The sequence below is a fragment of the Agrobacterium sp. 22094 genome, assembly GCF_052046015.1.
GTDB classification, from domain to species: domain Bacteria; phylum Pseudomonadota; class Alphaproteobacteria; order Rhizobiales; family Rhizobiaceae; genus Agrobacterium; species Agrobacterium cavarae.
Window position 1 is genome coordinate 90,127 of record NZ_JBQEPX010000001.1, and the last position, 16,283, is coordinate 106,409.

The 16,283-nt window shown below is 59.6% G+C and carries 12 protein-coding genes; 7 read left to right on the plus strand and 5 right to left on the minus strand.

Annotated elements, in window-relative coordinates; all coding sequences use genetic code 11:
* The first annotated feature begins 31 nt into the window (after nt 1-31).
* Nucleotides 32-358 (plus strand): hypothetical protein, encoded by a 327-nt coding sequence (locus tag ACTJK5_RS00440; RefSeq protein ID WP_440611600.1) that lies wholly within the window; start codon nt 32-34, stop codon nt 356-358.
* Nucleotides 359-415: 57 nt separating this feature from the next.
* Here ACTJK5_RS00440 and ACTJK5_RS00445 read toward each other — a convergent pair whose 3' ends face one another.
* Entirely contained in the window at nt 416-718 is a 303-nt protein-coding gene (locus ACTJK5_RS00445; RefSeq protein WP_274103000.1) for a putative quinol monooxygenase, read from the minus strand.
* Nucleotides 719-790: 72 nt separating this feature from the next.
* A complete protein-coding gene (locus tag ACTJK5_RS00450; protein WP_440611601.1) occupies nt 791-1,807 on the minus strand; it encodes an NADP-dependent oxidoreductase in 1,017 nt (338 codons plus the stop codon).
* Nucleotides 1,808-1,897: 90 nt separating this feature from the next.
* Between ACTJK5_RS00450 and ACTJK5_RS00455 the strand changes: the two genes are divergently transcribed.
* The gene (locus ACTJK5_RS00455) at nt 1,898-2,800 is read left to right on the plus strand and encodes a LysR family transcriptional regulator (protein WP_440611602.1); all 903 of its coding nucleotides are present in this window, start codon (nt 1,898-1,900) and stop codon (nt 2,798-2,800) included.
* A gap of 52 nt (nt 2,801-2,852) precedes the next feature.
* On the opposite strand, the gene ACTJK5_RS00460 is transcribed toward ACTJK5_RS00455, so the two are convergent.
* Entirely contained in the window at nt 2,853-3,719 is an 867-nt protein-coding gene (locus ACTJK5_RS00460; RefSeq protein WP_440611603.1) for an aldo/keto reductase family oxidoreductase, read from the minus strand.
* A gap of 117 nt (nt 3,720-3,836) precedes the next feature.
* On the opposite strand from ACTJK5_RS00460, the gene ACTJK5_RS00465 reads away from it, so the two are divergent.
* Entirely contained in the window at nt 3,837-4,766 is a 930-nt protein-coding gene (locus ACTJK5_RS00465) for a LysR substrate-binding domain-containing protein (RefSeq protein WP_440611604.1), read from the plus strand.
* Nucleotides 4,767-4,971: 205 nt separating this feature from the next.
* Nucleotides 4,972-8,670, plus strand: coding sequence for an anti-phage defense-associated sirtuin Dsr1 (gene dsr1 / locus ACTJK5_RS00470; RefSeq protein WP_440611605.1), 3,699 nt, complete (start codon nt 4,972-4,974; stop codon nt 8,668-8,670).
* Between the two features lie 108 nt (nt 8,671-8,778).
* On the opposite strand, the gene ACTJK5_RS00475 is transcribed toward dsr1, so the two are convergent.
* Nucleotides 8,779-9,432, minus strand: coding sequence for a TetR/AcrR family transcriptional regulator (locus ACTJK5_RS00475; RefSeq protein ID WP_440611606.1), 654 nt, complete (start codon nt 9,430-9,432; stop codon nt 8,779-8,781).
* Between the two features lie 213 nt (nt 9,433-9,645).
* Between ACTJK5_RS00475 and ACTJK5_RS00480 the strand changes: the two genes are divergently transcribed.
* From ACTJK5_RS00480 to ACTJK5_RS00490, 3 genes are read left to right on the plus strand one after another with little or no spacing between them, the layout of a single operon-like run.
* The gene (locus ACTJK5_RS00480; RefSeq protein WP_440611607.1) at nt 9,646-10,722 is read left to right on the plus strand and encodes an efflux RND transporter periplasmic adaptor subunit; all 1,077 of its coding nucleotides are present in this window, start codon (nt 9,646-9,648) and stop codon (nt 10,720-10,722) included.
* Nucleotides 10,719-11,801 (plus strand): efflux RND transporter periplasmic adaptor subunit, encoded by a 1,083-nt coding sequence (locus ACTJK5_RS00485; protein ID WP_440611608.1) that lies wholly within the window; start codon nt 10,719-10,721, stop codon nt 11,799-11,801. The genes ACTJK5_RS00480 and ACTJK5_RS00485 overlap by 4 nt, the downstream gene beginning before the upstream one ends.
* Nucleotides 11,798-14,887 (plus strand): efflux RND transporter permease subunit, encoded by a 3,090-nt coding sequence (locus tag ACTJK5_RS00490; RefSeq protein ID WP_440611609.1) that lies wholly within the window; start codon nt 11,798-11,800, stop codon nt 14,885-14,887. Before ACTJK5_RS00485 ends, ACTJK5_RS00490 begins: the two co-directional genes overlap by 4 nt.
* 346 nt (nt 14,888-15,233) lie before the next feature.
* Here ACTJK5_RS00490 and ACTJK5_RS00495 read toward each other — a convergent pair whose 3' ends face one another.
* Complete coding sequence (locus tag ACTJK5_RS00495; RefSeq protein WP_236760235.1) at nt 15,234-16,058, minus strand: tetratricopeptide repeat protein; 825 nt, start codon at nt 16,056-16,058, stop codon at nt 15,234-15,236.
* Between the last annotated feature and the right edge of the window lie 225 nt (nt 16,059-16,283).

Consider the following 16,283-nt stretch of genomic DNA (forward strand, 5'->3'; position numbering starts at 1 on the left):
GGCTTGTTAGACTAAACCTCGGTACGTCACCATGACCGCTTCTGACGCAAAGCCGCAGACAACTCACTGTCGGCCGGTGCAAACCGAGCTGATTGCCCCTCAACCGCAGGCCATGGAAGACGCTTTGGTCTCATATGGCGTGCAAGTCGAGCGGGCATTGGCGAGACACCAGACGGAGGTGGAAAAAACCTTGCGCGATCGCGCACGATCCGTGCTGCGCTTCACCCATTTCGACTATATGATGCTGTCGACGAAGTGGCGAAGCGTACAATATCTCAGAAACAGCTACTGGAAATTTGCGGGGCGATTCCCCCGCAGTGCAGCCTGGTTTTTCACGCTTATTTCCGGCGTGTGGTGAAGCGGTCAGTGTGTCTTCAGCGGCGAAGCCCCGAAGCAACCGATCTCATGAAGCGCGTCATCCATCCATGATGTCACGTTCGTTGAACGCGTCGTATTTTCGGATCTCGCCGCGCATCTTGCCGCTCCAGCGGCGGACGAAGGCGATAGTGTCGGCTGCCTGCAAATGCGCGCTGAGTGCTGCCTGATCGGCCCAGCGTTCCGATATCAGCAATCGCCCCGCGTGCGGATCATCCACCGCCGCATCATAGCTGATGCATCCTGATCGCTTTCGTGTTTCGGTTGCCAAAGCTTGGAGGTCTGCGGTGAATGGCGCCAGATCGGCCGGATCGACATGCATATGGCCGGTTATGATCAACATGGATATTGCCTTCCACAGGTGCCCCGACCGCGTGTTTGCGACGACCGGGGCATTGACTGGTCAAGTGGATGATCAGGCGGCGGCCAGCACGATCTTGCCCTGGATGCTGCCTTCGGACGCACGGCGATGCGCAGCGGCAGCCTCGGCCAAGGGGTAGGTGCTGTCGATCACCACCCGCACGGTGCCATCATCGAGCAGGCGGCCAGCCTCTGCCAACTGCGCTCCGTTCGAGCGCACCTGCGTCGTCGAGACGGTTATGTTGCGCCGGGCGGCTTCCTCGTGGGCTGAAAAGCCCAGCGGGTTGACGAGGAACAGTGCGCCATTCGGCTTGATCAAGGGGAGGAAGCGTTCCATGTTCGCGCCGCCCACGGCATCGAGCACCAGATCGACATCCTTCACCACGGTTTCGACATTCGTCTTCCTGTAGTCGATGAAGAGATCCGCACCGAGGTCTTTGAGAAGTGCCTCGTGCTTGCCGGAAGCCACGGCAATCACCTTGGCGCCTTGCCATTTGGCGATCTGGACTGCGAGATGCCCGACGCCTCCGCCCGCGCCATTCACCATCACCGTCTTGCCTCCAAGCGGAATGGGTGCGTGCGGGAAGGTCTGGAAGGGGTTCGGCACATCATGCCCGAGGTTCACCAGAAATTGCCAGGCGGTCAGCAGCGACATGGGTGCGCCGGCGGCATGGACATGGTCGATGCCCGCAGGTTTCAGCGCCAGGTCTGACGCGGGAATCCGGACATAGTCGGCATAGGCGCCGCTTCCGGTCATCAGATAATGCGGGAAGCGGACCATGGCGAAGACGGCATCGCCAACCTTGAACTGCGAGACCTTTTCACCCACCGCCGAGACGGTGCCGGAAATATCCGTGCCGAGGATCAGCGGGAAGATTGGATTGGGCTGCCATTCCGGCGGAAGTGCGCGATAACCGTCGCGCAAATAGAGATCCGGCGGGTTGAGGCTTGCGGCGTGGACCCGAACAAGCACCTCATCCGCAGAGATTTGCGGCCGTGGCGCATCCTCATAGAGAAGGACATCCGGTCCACCGAATGCGTGCAATCGCACGGCTTTCATCATCTCAGTCATCATTGCCTCACTTGGATTGTCGTCGTGTGAGGGAAGATAGGACTGCGGGTTTTATTTGAAAATCATGCGGTAATTCGCTTTAATAGTGCCATGAAGGAACAAATCGGAATTGACAGGCTGACGGGGCTGATTGCATTTGCGCGCGCCGGTTCGCTTGGAAGCTACACCGCCGCCGCCCGCTCCCTGGGCATCTCACCGTCCGCGGTCAGCAAAAGCATCCAGCGGCTGGAACAGCAGCTCGGCGTTTCGCTGTTTGCGCGCACGACGCGTTCTCTGACGCTGACGAGCGAGGGGCGTGATCTGCATGATCGGGCGCTGAGGCTGCTGCACGCCGCCGAAGAGATCGAGCAGGCGGCAAAGGCAGCGCGCACCGAGCCAGCCGGCACATTGCGCATCGCCGCATCCCTGCCGATCGGCCTGCATGTCATCACGCCGGTGCTGCCGCAGTTTCGCGCGCTCCATCCGAAGGTGACCATCGATCTGCGTTTGAGCGATCACATGGTGGATCTTATCGACGGCGGCTTCGATCTTGCAGTCCGCATCGGCGACCTCTCGGACTCGCGCCTGCTGTCCCGCCGCCTGATGCCGCACCGGCTATGCTGCTACGCCTCGCCCGACTATCTGGCGAGGCGCAGCCCGCCAACCCATCCGAACCAGCTGGAGGAGCACGAGACCGTCAGCCTCCGCTACCAGAGCAGCGGCCAGCTGTTTCGCTGGCCTTTCCGCATCGGGGAGAAGGAAGTGGAGATCGTGCCATCCTCCGGCATCATCGTCGATGCAAGCGAAGCCGTGCTGGCGGCAATCTCGGCGGGTGCCGGGATCGGAATGGCGACGAGTTTCATGGCCAACGCCTGGGTGAAGCGTGGCGCGCTCGTGCCGGTTCTGTCCGATTACGCGGTGGACCGGCACAATATCACGGCCCTATGGCCCGAAAGCCGACGGTCCAACCCCGCCATGCGCGCCTTCCTGAACGCGCTGGTGGAGCTGTCGTGAGGGGGGCAGGAGCCTTCGCAACTCGCGGAGGCTCCGCGTTCTATCAGCGATATCAGCCAGCCACCTTCTCCAGCTCCGACAGTGCCTCCGAGGGAAGCTCGATCGTCGCTGCTTCAAGGTTTTCCCGCAGATGGCCACGTGACGAGGTGCCGGGGATCAGGAGAATGTTTGGCGATCGCTGGAGAAGCCAGGCAAGCGCCACCTGCATCGGCGTGGCGTCGAGCTTTGCGGCCACGTCGGACAGGGCGGAGGATTGCAGCGGCGAGAAGCCGCCGAGCGGGAAGAACGGCACATAGGCGATGCCGCGGGCAGCGAGCGTGTCGATCAGGGCGTCGTCGTGGCGATGCGCCAGATTGTACTGGTTCTGGACGCAGACGATGTCGGTGATCTTTCCGGCATCCTCGATCTGCTTTGCCGTGACGTTGGAAAGGCCGATATGCCGGATCAGGCCCTGCTGCTTCAAATCCGCCAGCACATCGAGTGCTTCGTCCAATGACCCTTCCGCAGGGCCGTGCACGTCGAACATGGCGCGCAGATTGACCACATCGACCACATCGAGCCCGAGATTGCGCAGATTGTCATGAACGGCCTGTGTCAGCTCCGCACGTGAGAAGGCCGGCTTCCAGGATGCGTCCGCGCCTCTGCTTGCGCCGACCTTGGTGACGATCAGAAGGTCGCTTGCGTAAGGATGCAAGGCCTCGCGGATGATTTCGTTCGTGACATGCGGGCCATAGAAATCGCTGGTGTCGATGTGGTTGACGCCGCTTTCCACCGCTTCGCGCAGCACGGCTATGGCCTCTGCACGATCGCGCGGCGGCCCGAAAACGCCCTTGCCCGCAAGCTGCATCGCGCCATAGCCCAAACGGCGCACCGTGTGGTCGCCAAGCTTGAATGTTCCCGAATTTGTTATCGTGCTCATCGCCTGTCTCCTTGTGTTGCTGGAAAATAGGCAGGTGGCATATGTGCGACAAGGCGCTATAATCAGGACAGGTTGTCCGTCAGGCTGGACAATGGCGACGGGCGTCAGGAGAGCAGGGTGGCGGATTTAACGGATCTGAATGCGTTTCTCCTGGTGGCGCGATCCCAAGGGTTTCGGCAGGCGGCGCGCGAAAGCGGCATCAGTTCTTCGGCGTTGAGCGATGCGGTGAAGCGGCTGGAAGACGAGCTTGGGGTACGCCTGTTCAATCGCACCACAAGGAGCGTGCTGATGACGGATGCAGGACGTCTCCTCATGGAGCGCACCGCACCCGCATTCGCAGAGGTCGCCTCGGCGCTGAACGAGGTCAAGAGCAGCCGCGGCCGCACCTCGGGCGAGCTTCGGCTGAATGTGCCGATGAGTGCGGCAAAGCTGGTCCTGCCCGCGATCGTGCCACCGTTTCTCGCGGCCTATCCGGACATCAGCCTGGAAATCGTGACCGATGAGAATTTCGTCGACATCATCAAGAGCGGCTGCGATGCGGGCATCCGTTATGACGAAAGGCTGGAGCAGGATATGCTCGCCCTGCCGATCGGCCCACGCCAGCAGCGCTTTGCCCTTGCCGCATCGCCGGATTATTTGGCACGAAGAGGCACGCCGCAACACCCACAAGACCTGCTTTCGCATGATTGCATTCTCGGCCGTTTTTCAGGGCGCGCCATTCCGCCCTGGGAATTCGAACGGAACGGGGAAGAGGTCGTCATCAATCCAAAAGGCAACCTCATCGTCCAGTTCGGCGGCGGCACCGATCTCGGCATAGACGCCGCGATTGCCGGCTGCGGTATGTCTTACATTTTCGAGGATTGGCTGAGGCCGCACTTCGAGCGAGGCGATCTGGTGCCGGTGATGGAAGAATGGTGGCTACGGTTTCCCGGCCCGTTTCTTTATTACTCCGGACGGCGGCTTGTACCTGCGCCTTTGCGCGCGTTTATCGATTTCGTGCGGCAAATGAATAGGGATGCAGGGAAGGGTTTGGGGGCGGACCGGTGAAAAGCACCGAGAGGATTCTCAACATCATCTTTCCCGAGCATCCTCATGCTTGCTTACGAAGGTCGTCATTTATCGCACCAAGCCGAATGGGAATAAGATGTCGCCGTGAAGCGCCGATGCTAGACTAGTGAACTGGTGAAAATCTATCCGTTCTTCTTGTATCTGATGCGGAGGGGCGCAATTGTAAGTCTCAAGGAGACTAACAATGCAATTTGTCAAAGATGGGCCCGAAGTTCCGGAGCGCTTGCTGCTGGCACACGAAGAGGGGCGGGTCGTGTTCTTTTGCGGTGCGGGTATTTCTTATCCAGCTGGTCTCCCAGGTTTCGGCGGCTTGGTCGCAAAGCTCTATGACGAGCTTGGTACGACACCGACACCAGTTGAAGAGGTGGCGTTGAAATCCAAACAGTATGACACGGCAATTGGCCTTCTGGAAAGCAGGGTTGTCGGCAACAGGTTTGGCACCCGAACCGCGATTGCGAAAATCCTGACCCCTAAAAAACGCATGAAGAATGCCACTGCTACTCATGAGGCCCTTCTCACTCTCTCTCGTAATGGCGACGGCCGTATCCGGCTAATCACGACGAACTTCGACAGATTGTTCGTCAAGGAGATCGAGAGGCAGAAGCTGCCCATCCCTCATTTTTGCGCGCCGCTCCTGCCGGTTCCGAAAAAACGATGGGATGGACTAGTCTATCTCCACGGCCTTCTCCCAGCCAAGGCCACCGCCGGTGAACTAGACAGACTAATCGTTTCCAGCGGCGATTTCGGACTCGCGTATCTGACCGAGCGGTGGGCGGCACGATTTGTTAGCGAACTCTTCCGCAGCTACACGGTGTGTTTCGTCGGGTACAGCATCGATGATCCCGTACTGCGCTACATGATGGATGCTCTTGCCGCCGATCGCCTTTTGGGCGAAAGCCCACCAGAGGCATATGCGTTCGGATCCTGCAAGGTGGGAAATGAGACAGAGACCGACAGTCAATGGCGCGCGAAAAATGTAACGCCGATCCTTTATCCTGAGGAAGACGGCCATCCGCTTCTCCACGCGACTCTCAAAGCGTGGGCGGAAACCTATCGCGACGGCGTGCGCGGGCAAGAAGCAATCGTCAGCCGATATGCTGCTACCCGGCCACTCGGCAGCACGAAGCAGGACAATTTCATTGGACGGATGATCTGGGCTCTGAGTGACCCTTCCGGACTACCGGCCAAGAAATTTGCTGACTTCGATCCCCCGCCGCATATCGATTGGCTGGAGGCGCTCTCATTGAGCCGGTTCAATCAGCATGATCTGCCGCGCTTCAAGGTACTAGCAGAGAGTGAGGTTGACGATAAATTTTCGTTTAGTCTGACGAATCGTCCGAGCCCATATTCGCTTGCCCCGTGGATGTGTCTGGTTTCCCCAGCATTTGCGCGACGCGGTGGGCTCGACAAAGTCATGGCGCATCTTGCAAGGTGGCTAGTCCGTCATCTTGATGATCCGCGCCTTCTTCTCTGGGTCGCGGCCAGTGGTAGCAAGCTGCACGACAATTTCGCGTACATGATAGTCGAGGCATTAGGGGAGAATCCGCCGTCGCCGTTGACCCCGTTCTGGCGGATCGTGTTGTCCGGGCGCCTCAAGGACTCGTCGATCCACCCGGATCTTTTTTCGTGGCGCAAGCGGCTGGCCAATGAAGGCCTTACATCAAGCCTGAGACGCCAGCTGCGAGACAACCTTTCACCTCGAATACAGTTGCGAAAGGCACATCACTACGAGGAGGATGGTGATTGGGACATCAGGGATGAAATCCCGCAGATCGACTGGGAACTCGTGCTGGAGGCTGACCACGTTCACTCCCTTTTCAAGGATATTGCCAAAGGAGATGCATGGCAAAATGCCCTGCCGCTTCTCTTAAATGATGCAACTGATTTATTGATCGAGACACTGGAGCTCTTGCAGGAGCTTGGCAAAGCCGATGAAGATAGAGACGGATCGTTCTGGCAACAGCCGTCCATTAAGCGGCATCCCCAAAACCGCACCTACCGAGACTGGACTGCGTTAATTGATTTTGCGCGCGATGCCTGGTTGGCGGCAGCTGATCAGATGCCCGCGCGCGCTGTTCGCGAGGTCTTTCGCTGGAGCGAACTTAGATTTCCGTTGTTCCAGCGGCTGGTGTTTTTCGCAGCAACGGAAATGTCGGAACTCTTCAGCGTCGATGAAACACTGGATTGGCTTCTGGCTCGCGATCACTACTGGCTCTGGTCCGTTGAAACTCAGCATGAAGTAATGGAGCTGATTTCCAGGTTGGCCACGAGGATGAATAAGAAGCAGCGCGCTCGGCTTGAAGCAGCCCTACTCAAAGGCCCATCGGCGTCCGATGCTGACGCTGAACGACACATGAGGCGGACCAACAGAGAAGTCTGGCGTAGGCTTTTTCTATTAAAGAATTCCGGTGCCAACCTTTCGAAGAAGGGTGATGATCGAATCAACTCGATACTCTCGACAAATCCTGAATGGAGTGAACCGAGCGAAGAGGATTCGTTCCCGATCTGGATGTCGAATGGTGACATTGGCCGGACGTATCGGTCAGCGCCGGCGTTGAGACGGGACCTTGAGCAATGGCTTCTGAATAATCCCGACACCGATGATTTCGACAACGCCGACGATTGGCGCGACCGTTGCCGAAACGACTATCCCCGCTGTGCCGTGGCGCTGGTGTCGCTTGCCTCGCAGGGCCATTGGCTGACAGGCCGATGGCGGCAGGCTTTGCAGGTCTGGTCCGAGGAACAACTTTCCTCGAGGTCTTGGCGGCATCTCTCGGCGCAGGTCGTCAGGGCGCCTATCGAAGTGATCGATTCCTTGCTGCATTCTATCGCTTGGTGGCTCAAGGCGTGCGCAAAACATGTCTCAAACGACGATAGCATTTTCTTTATTCTTGTGCAGCAAGTCTTGCGATCTGCGGTCGTTGAGTCCTCCGAGCAAAGCACCGACACGATCTCTGCAGCCATCAACCATCCTGTCGGGTATGTGACCGAGGCATGTCTGACGTGGTGGTATAAGCAGGGCTTGGAGGATGGCCAGCGCCTTCGAAGCGAGATCTTTTTAGCTTTTTCTCTTTTGATTGATCCGACGGTCGCGGCGTTCCGGCACGGACGGCTGCTCTTGTGCGCCCACGTGATCACCCTGTTTCGCGTCGATCCCGAGTGGACGACGCTGCATATTTTGCCTCTGTTCGATTGGGCGGACGAAACGGAGGCACGCGCCGCTTGGAGCGGTCTCCTGTGGTCACCGCGTCTCTATTGGCCCTTGCTCAGAGCTATTAAAACCCCATTCCTCGCAACAGCGAGTCATTACGCCGCCCTAGATGATCTGAAAGAGCAATATGTCGGTCTACTCACATATGCCGCTCTCGAAGGTAACGGGGCGATCACGCAGAAGGAATTCGCCACTACATTCCTTGTGCTGCCTGCTGATGCGCTGGAGAATGCGGTGTTGAATGTAGCAGACGCCATCGAAAGCGCGGCTGACAAAAGAGAGGAATACTGGGAGAACCGAGCGAAGCCGTATTTTCAGAAGATATGGCCTAAATCACAGCAACTGCGAACTCCTAATATGGCAGCTAATTTTGGGAGACTGATTGTCAGTTGCGGCGAAGCGTTTCCGGATGCCCTGGCTCTCCTGAATGGATGGCTACAACCTACCGATCACATAGATATTGCGATCCATAAGCTCAATGAATCCGGACTATGCGAGCGCTTTCCGGACGAGGCTCTGACGTTTCTCTCACTGGTTGTCTGCTCCCAGCCTGTGTGGTCGGCGCGCGATATGCGGGACTGCCTTAACAAGATCATGTCTTGCAGGCCAGCTCTGACGACAGACTTAAAATATGTGAGGCTCGACACCTCTCTGCGTGGGTCGGGCCACTAGCGGAAGTCAGAGTGACCCACAAACGCACTCGCCTCAAATAGGCCTCATTACAGCTTTCGACTGCGGCGCATCTTTCGTCAGCGCGACCCTCTGCTGGCCGACCCGCCCTCAACCTTCCCCAGTCTTCTTCGCCAGAAGCCCGTTAAGAAGCAGATCGAGATGGGCGGCGCGGTAGCCTTTTATGTCGATGTCCATGGCTTCTTCGAAGATGATCCTCAGAACGGTGAGCGTCATCAGCGGCGCGATGACGAGTTCGGGGAAGGCGATGTAGTCGCTTTTCAGTTCTCCCGCTGCGGCACCTTCCTTGATGAGCTCGATGATCCTGTCGATCAGGGGCTGGAAGACGCATTGCTCATGCCGGGCGACGATGTCGGGGAACTTCTGGCCCTCGGCGATGATCAGCTTGAGGATTTCGCGGTTCTGGCGGTCTTCGTCGAGATGATCGTAGAGTGCGCCCAGAAGCGCCCTGATCTTTTCGGAGGCGGTGCCGGTGCGGGTGTCCTCGCTCTTGACGATGTCGGCGAAGGATGTCGAGGCGTGGCGGATGGTGGCTTCGAAGAGAATTTCCTTGGTTTCGAAGTACACATAAATGGTGCCCTTGGTGACGCCGACATGTTTGGCGATGTCCTCAACCCGTGTTGCGGCGTACCCGTTCTTGACGAATTCGGTAAAGGCCGCGTCCAGGATCTGCGCGGGGCGGAGCTCTTTCTGCTCGGCGCGCGTCAGTTTCTTTCCCGCCTTGGAGTGGCACAGCTTAAACATCGGTGATCGGCATCCCATTCCTTTGGCATCGATAGTGCTGAAGCAAGTCGCGCTCTTTCAGATTCGCGTCCCCGCTTCGTTCTTTGTTTTATCGCATATCGTTATCGCAAAACCGCTGCATAGTTTTTCGTGCAGCAGGCTTAAGAAGTTATCATTGACTTTCCAGTCAGTCAAATATACGCAATCACGATATCTCGATGATAAGGCCCACCCATGAAGCAGATTTTGAGCGTGCTCCTGATTGCGAGCGCCGGTTTTTTGACCGCGTGCAGTCCAAAGGAAGGCGAAGGAGAACCGGACTTGCGCCAGGTCCGGGTGGTGACGGTTGAGAACAGCCAGGTGGTGTCCGGCGGAGCCGTGACCGGCGAAATCCGCGCGCGTATCGAGACCGATCTGTCCTTCCGTGTGGGCGGCAAGATCATTGATCGTCAGGTCGATGTTGGAGACCATGTGAGAGCGGGCCAGGTTCTGGCGCGCATCGATGCGGAAGAGCAGCAGGCGGATCTGGCGGTTGCCGAGGCCAATCTCGAGGCCGCTGTGGCGCAGCGCATCCAGGCAGAGCTGGCCTTTGCCCGCCAGCAGAAACTTTTCGAAACGCAGGTGACGCCACGCTCGGCACTCGATCAGGCGCAGGAAGCGCTTTCCACCGCGCAGGGCAGTGAGCGGTCGGCGCAGGCGCAGCTTGGCAGCGCCAAGGAAGCGCTCTCCTATACCGAACTGAAAGCCGATCAGGATGGGTTGATCACCGCGCGCAATGCCGAAGTGGGGCAGGTGGCGCAGGCGGCATCGCCCATCTTCACGCTGGCGCAGGATGGCCCGCGCGACGCGATCTTCGAAGTGGTGGAAACGCTCTTCCTCGGCCGCGAGATTCAGCCGGAGGTGAAGATCACGCTTCTGACCGATCCCGACCGGCAGGTGATGGCCAAGGTCCGCGAGATTTCCCCCACCATCGATTCCTCCACCGGAACGGTGAAGGTGAAGGTCGGGCTTGGGGTGGACGTTCCCATGCCGCTCGGCGCTGCCGTGCAGGGCAATTTCCTCTATGAGCCACAGGCCGCCATGGTGCTGCCTTGGTCGGCGATTTCCTCCAAGGATGGAAGGCCGGCTGTCTGGGTCGTCGATCCCGCCTCGTCGAAAGTGGCGCTGCGCGCCATCGAGGTCGAAGATTATGAAACAGGTCATTTCATCGTCAAGCAGGGGCTGAAGCCCGGTGAGAGCGTGGTGGCCGAGGGTGGCAAGTTCCTGCGCCCGGATGAAAAGGTCGCTTTCGAGAAGGTGGCAGCACAATGATCAGAACCCAGATTGCTACCCTCCTTCTATCGGGGCTGCTGCTTTCCGCCTGCAGCGAGGATAAGTCCGAGGCCCCACCGCCGCCGCGCCCCGTGCTTTCGGTGGTGGCCAAGGAAATGCCCGTGCAGTCTCTCAGCTTTGCGGGAACGGTGTCTCCGCGCTTCGAGGCCGAGCTTGGCTTTCGCACGCTGGGGCGTCTCACCTCGCGCACCGTCAGCGTCGGCGATCTCGTGGAGAAGGGGCAGGTCATTGCCACCATCGATCCGACATCGCTGGAGCTTGCCGTGCGCAGCGCCCAGTCGGATCTTTCCAATGCGCAGGCGCAGCTTCGCAATGCGCAGAGCACGCAGCAGCGCCAGTTACAGCTTGCCGAAACGCGCTCCGGCACCCGGGCCGCACTGGAAGAGGCGGAACAAGGGCTGAAGACCGCAAGCGCCTCCGTGGCGCGGGCGCAGGCCAATCTCAACAAGGCCAATGAACAGCTGAGCTATGCGCAGCTTGTCGCCGAATTCGACGGCGTGGTGACGGCAACGTCGGCAGAACTCGGCCAGGTCGTGACCGTCGGCCAGGTGGTGGTGACGATTGCCAAGCCGGACGAGCGCGATGCGGTGATCGACGTGCCGCAGTCCATTGCCGAGCAGTTGAAGCTTGGCACGCCCTTCGACGTGGCGCTGCAGCTCGATCCGCAGGTGCGGGTCGCGGGAACGGTCCGCGAGATCGCGCCGCAGGCCGATACGGCCACGCGTACGCGCCGCACGAAGATCGCGCTGGACCACCCGGGTGATGCCTTCCGGCTGGGTGCGGTGATCCGCGCTTCGGCCAGCATCGCCTCCAAACCCAATCTGATGCTGCCGGCCACCGCCATCCGCACGCGTGACAGCCAAACTGCCGTGTGGATTGTCGATGAGGCCGCCGCCAAGGTTACGCTTCGCCCGGTCGTGCTGGAGGGTCCGCCGAACGCCTATGGCTATGTGGTTGTCAAAGAGGGCGTGAAGCCGGGGGAGCGCGTCGTTATTGCAGGCGTCAACTCGCTTGAGGACGGGCAGTCCATTCGCATCGATCAGGAGCGCGTACAGTGAAAAAGTTCAATCTCTCCGAATGGGCATTGGCGCACCGCTCGCTCGTCTCCTATTTCATGATCGTCTTCCTGATTGCGGGCGTGTTTTCCTATCTCAATCTCGGGCGCGAAGAAGATCCGAACTTCACCATCAAGACGATGGTGATTTCCGCCGCCTGGCCGGGGGCGACGGCCGAAGAGGTCAGCCGTCAGGTAACGGACCGTATCGAGAAGAAGCTGCAGGAGCTGGAATCGCTCGATTATACCCGCAGCGAAACGACCGCCGGCAAGACCACCGTCTTCCTCGAACTTCTGCCCACCACCAAGGCGCGGGATGTGGAGCCGACCTGGCGTCGCGTTCGCAACATGATCAGCGATATCAAGGGCGAGTTTCCCTCCGGCGTGCAGGGTCCGTTCTTCAACGATCGCTTCGGTGATGTGTTCGGCAACATTTTTGCCTTTACCAGTGACGGGCTGTCTCAGCGCCAGCTGCGCGATCTCGTCGAAGATGCGCGCTCCAAGATCCTGACCATCGAGAATGTCGGCAAGGTCGATATTATCGGGGCGCAGGACGAGGCGATCTATCTGGAATTTTCCACCCGCAAGATCGCAGCGCTCGGTATCGACCGCCAGTCGATCATCGCCACGCTGCAGGCGCAGAATGCGGTGACGCAATCCGGCTTCGTGACCGCCGGGCCGGAGCGCATCGCCATCCGTGTGGGCGGACAGTTCGCCTCGGAAAACGCGCTGGAATCGATCAATCTGCGCGTCAATGACCGCTTCTTCCCGCTGACGGATGTGGCGACGATCCATCGCGGCTATGTCGATCCGCCGACGGCACTCTTCCGCTACAACGGCAAGCCGGCCATCGGTCTTGCCATCGGCATGCGGGCCGGTGCCAACCTGCTGGAATTCGGCGAGGCCGTCGATGAACACATCAAGGCGGTCGTCGCAGACCTGCCGATCGGCGTCGAGGTCAACCGCGTGTCCGACCAGCCGGCGGTGGTGGAGGAGGCGGTGTCCGGCTTCACCCGTGCGCTGTTCGAAGCCGTCGCCATCGTTCTCGTCATCAGCTTCATCAGCCTTGGTCTTCGCGCCGGTCTGGTGGTGGCGGTGTCCATTCCGCTCGTGCTCGCCATCACCTTCGTCTACATGGAATATACTGGCATTTCGTTGCAGCGCATCTCGCTTGGCGCGCTGATCATTGCGCTCGGTCTTCTGGTCGATGACGCGATGATTGCGGTGGAGATGATGGTGGCGCGGCTGGAGGAGGGCGACGATCTGCGCAAGGCCGCGACCTATGTTTACACGTCCACCGCCTTCCCCATGCTGACCGGCACACTCGTCACCGTCGCGGGCTTCATCCCGATCGGCCTCAACAGCAGTGCGGCGGGTGAGTTCACCTTCACGCTGTTTGTGGTGATTGCGGTTTCGCTGCTGGTCTCCTGGATCGTCGCGGTTCTCTTCACCCCGCTTCTCGGCGTGTTGATGCTGCCCAAGACGATGAAGCAGCACCACGACAAGAAGGGCCGGGTTGCGACGATCTTCTCGCGTCTATTGACGACAGCCATGCGCTGGCGCTGGGTGACCATTCTGTTGACCATCGGCGTCTTCGGCGTGTCCGTCGCGGGCATGGGTCTGGTGCAGCAGCAGTTCTTCCCAAGCTCCGACCGTCCGGAACTGATCATCGATTGGAACCTGCCGCAGAACAGCTCGATTGCCGAGACCAACCGGCAGATGGCGAAGTTCGAGCAGGACAAGCTCGCCAACAATCCCGATATCGACCACTGGACCACCTATGTAGGGCAGGGCGCGCCGCGCTTCATTCTGTCCTTCGACGTGCAGAACCAGAACGTCTTCTTCGGCCAGACGGTGATCGTGCCGAAAAGCCTGGAAGCGCGTGACCGGGTGCGGGGCGATTTCCAAAAATATCTGAACGAGACGTTTCCCGGCACCGATGCCTTCGTAAAACTGCTCGATATCGGCCCGCCAGTCGGCAAGCCGGTGCAGTACCGCATCAGCGGACCCGATATCCAGAAGGTGCGCGATATCTCCATGCGCTTTGCCGGTGTCGTCGGTCAGCATCCGCTGCTCACCAACATGATCTTCGACTGGAACGAGCCATCGCGCGTGGTCAAGGTCGATGTGTTGCAGGACAAGGCCCGCCAGCTCGGCGTGAGCTCGGAAGATATCGCCACTGTGCTGAACAGCATCGTCGAAGGGGCGAGCGCCACGCAGGTGCGCGACAATATCTACCTCATCGATGTGATCGGACGCGCGGATGCTCAGGAGCGCGGCTCGATCGAGACGTTGCAGAACCTGCAGATTGCAGGCTCCGACGGAAAGCTCATCCCGCTCTCGGCGGTGGCAAACCTGCGCTATGATGTGGAACAGGCGATGATCGCATCGCGCGATCGTATCCCGACCATCACGCTGAAAGCGGCGATCAAGGGCCCGACACAGCCGGCGACGATCGTCACCCAGCTTCAGCCGCAGGTGGACGCTTTCAGCAAGACGCTGCCGGTCGGCTACAAGGTCGAGATCGGCGGCGCCGTGGAATCGAGCGCCGAAGCGCAGGGACCGATTGCCGCTGTCGCACCGATGATGCTGTTTGCCATGGCGACGATCCTGATGATCCAGCTGCAGAGCTTCAGCCGCCTGTTCCTGGTCTTTGCGGTGGCACCGACGGCGCTGATCGGCGTGGTCGCGGCACTGCTTCTCAGCAATGCGCCCATGGGCTTCGTGGCGATCCTCGGCATCCTGGCACTGATCGGCATCCTCATCCGAAACTCGGTCATTCTGGTGGTGCAGATCGAGCATCTGCGCATGGAGGGCGTGCCTGCCTGGCAGGCGGTGATCGAGGCGACCGAGCACCGCATGCGCCCGATCATGCTGACCGCGGCGGCTGCGACACTGGCACTGATCCCGATCTCGCGCGAAGTCTTCTGGGGGCCGATGGCCTATGCGATGATGGGCGGTATCGTGGTCGGCACGGTGCTGACGCTGCTCTTCCTGCCGGCGCTTTACGTGACGTGGTTCCGGATCAAGCCGGAGGAGAAGACGGCCGAGCCAGAGGTGAAGGCCGAAGGCGACGCCAAGCCGGTATGACAAAACAAGCTGGAGGCGATCCCTTTTAAGTTCTGAATCTGGGGCTTACCCCCCTCTGTCCTGCCGGACATCTCCCCCTCAAGGGGGGAGATCGGCAAGAGGCGCTCTTCGCGTTTCACATCTGACTGCAGTGTGGGGCAAGACGGAGCAACAGTTCGATCTCCCCCCTTGAGGGGGAGATGTCCGGCAGGACAGAGGGGGGTGGGACCTCTCGGGCAGGGCTATCGGAAAAAACCGAAGTGGGGCGACCGAAAGAGAAAGCCTCTTGCCCAAAAAAGGCTGTCTCAATTTAAACAAGACAGCAGGGGCTCGACGTCCTCACACCACTGAAAACCGCAATGCGATCTTACGACGCGCCGGCGCCGCGCATGCGGGCGAGGCCGTCGACGGCGGGCTTGTATTTGGGGTCGAGGCGGGCGGCGTGGTTGTAGGATTTCAGTGCCTTGTCGCGTTCGCCGCGGCGCTCGTACACCAGCGCCTGGTTGGCCCAGGATTCCGCCCGGCTGTCATCCAGCGCAATGGCGTGGTTGAAATCGGCAAAGGCGTTTTCGTCGTCGTTCAGCGCCACATAGGAAATGCCGCGGCCGTTATATGGCTCGGGCGAGTTGGGCGAGAGCGAGATGGCCTTGGAGAAATCTTCGATCGCCTGGCTGTGCTGGTTGCGCAGCTGGTAGATCAGGCCACGATTGTGATAGGCGCGGCCATCGGTGGTGTCGGTGTTGATGGCGGCGGTGAAGTCGTTGAAGGCTTCGTTGGTGCGGCCCGTCTGGCGGTAGAGATTGCCGCGACCGATCAGCGCCACGTCATAATTCGGGTTGATCTGCAGCGCGCTGTTATAATCCTGCAGCGCCTGCTGCTGCTGGCCCATATTACGATAGACGAGCGCGCGGTTGGCGTAAGCCTGGTAGAAGCGCGGATTAAGCTGCAGGGCCTGATTGAAGTCGGCAATGGCGCGCTTGGAGTCACCGGCGCGGCCGTAAGCGGAGCCACGGACGTTATAGCCTTCCGGATCCTGCGGGTTGGCATTGATGACCGAAGTCAGCGAGGCGATGTTCTGTTCAGACCCTTGCGCGCGGTCGATCTGGAACACGTCGTTCGTCGTGTTGGTGGTGGCGCAGCCGGCAAGAGCCGCAACCATGCCGCAAAGGATGAGAGTGGAAGAAAGCCGCATGGTTTTTCTCTGAGATACGCCGTGGAACAGGGCGATAGGACGTCTTGATTCACCGGTATCAACAGCGTTCATGCGGTATGGGTTCCCTCTCAAGGCTGATCATGCAGAGCCAATTATGCAGGCTCGATCGTGCAAAGCGAATTCAGACATGCTAAACCGTGTCGCGATCTTTCAGATCCGCTCCTTCACGCTTTAGGCCTTCTTCTTTCGCATGTCGTTATCGCA

What these genes read in the sequence shown, in the direction of transcription:
- ACTJK5_RS00440 (WP_440611600.1), top strand. Translation starts at nt 32, where the DNA reads ATGACCGCTTCTGACGCAAAGCCGCAGACAACTCACTGTCGGCCGGTG.
- ACTJK5_RS00445 (WP_274103000.1), bottom strand. Translation starts at nt 718, where the DNA reads ATGTTGATCATAACCGGCCATATGCATGTCGATCCGGCCGATCTGGCG.
- ACTJK5_RS00450 (WP_440611601.1), bottom strand. Translation starts at nt 1,807, where the DNA reads ATGACTGAGATGATGAAAGCCGTGCGATTGCACGCATTCGGTGGACCG.
- ACTJK5_RS00455 (WP_440611602.1), top strand. Translation starts at nt 1,898, where the DNA reads ATGAAGGAACAAATCGGAATTGACAGGCTGACGGGGCTGATTGCATTT.
- ACTJK5_RS00460 (WP_440611603.1), bottom strand. Translation starts at nt 3,719, where the DNA reads ATGAGCACGATAACAAATTCGGGAACATTCAAGCTTGGCGACCACACG.
- dsr1 (WP_440611605.1), top strand. Translation starts at nt 4,972, where the DNA reads ATGCAATTTGTCAAAGATGGGCCCGAAGTTCCGGAGCGCTTGCTGCTG.
- ACTJK5_RS00475 (WP_440611606.1), bottom strand. Translation starts at nt 9,432, where the DNA reads ATGTTTAAGCTGTGCCACTCCAAGGCGGGAAAGAAACTGACGCGCGCC.
- ACTJK5_RS00480 (WP_440611607.1), top strand. Translation starts at nt 9,646, where the DNA reads ATGAAGCAGATTTTGAGCGTGCTCCTGATTGCGAGCGCCGGTTTTTTG.
- ACTJK5_RS00485 (WP_440611608.1), top strand. Translation starts at nt 10,719, where the DNA reads ATGATCAGAACCCAGATTGCTACCCTCCTTCTATCGGGGCTGCTGCTT.
- ACTJK5_RS00495 (WP_236760235.1), bottom strand. Translation starts at nt 16,058, where the DNA reads ATGCGGCTTTCTTCCACTCTCATCCTTTGCGGCATGGTTGCGGCTCTT.